Source organism: Streptomyces nanshensis, from assembly GCF_001751255.1.
Lineage (GTDB): Bacteria > Actinomycetota > Actinomycetes > Streptomycetales > Streptomycetaceae > Streptomyces > Streptomyces nanshensis_A.
Genome location: NZ_LJGW01000273.1, coordinates 1 through 813 on the forward strand (window position 1 = coordinate 1; position 813 = coordinate 813).

At 77.1% G+C, this 813-nt stretch carries 1 protein-coding gene; it reads right to left on the minus strand.

Translation table 11 applies throughout. The annotated features are described in order from the left end of the window. The coding region (locus tag AN218_RS36750) for a YveK family protein (protein ID WP_171908697.1) at positions 1-813 on the minus strand (813 nt) is incomplete at both ends.

Genomic DNA, 813 nt, shown 5'->3' on the forward strand with positions numbered 1-813 from the left:
CGGCGCCCGCGGCCGTGGCCGTCGCCGTCCCGGTGTCCGCGGCGCCCGCGAGCGCCGCACGGCGCCGCGAGGGCGGACGTACCAGCAGCACGAGCCCGCCCAACAGTCCCCCGGCGCACGCCCCCACGGAGACGGCGACCGCCGAGGACGGCGAGACGGGAGTCGGCGGGGCCATGGCCTCGGAGAGGACGGTCAACCGCGCACCGGTCCGCTTCGTCGAGGACTTGGCGGTGTGGGTGAGGGCCTTCGCGACGGCGTCGGCGTTCTTCGCCGCCTGCCCGGCCTTGGAGGAGGTCGCGGTGATCTGCACCATCGGGGCGTCGGGCGAGGTGCTCGCCTGGATGCCGTCGCGGATCGTGCCCGGGCGCAGCTTGGCCCGCTTCTCCGCGTCCGCGAGGATCATGGGGTCGGTGGCGATCTTGCCGTACGCCTGGGCATAGCCGAGCGCGCCCGCCGCCTCCGACTGGCCGGGGGCGGGGGAGACGACGACATAGCTGGTGGCGGCGTACTGAGCGGGGGTCACCGCGGAGTACGCGGCACCGGCGCCGGCGCCCAGCGCCAGACACAGCGGCAGCGGCCACCAGCCCGGCACACGCCGCAGCGCCGCCCGCAGACCGCGGGCGAGGCGGCTGCCGGCGGAGACCCGGGGTTCGGGAGCGCGGGGCCGCGACGGCGGAGCGGAACGGGGGCGAGGCTTTGGCTGTGACCGGGGACGGCTGCCCGCGCCCGTGCTCTCGCCGCCGGCCGCACCGGACGTGGTGGTCGTGGCGGCGTTACGGCTCAGCGGGGTCGCCCTGGTGAACGCGCTGGTCT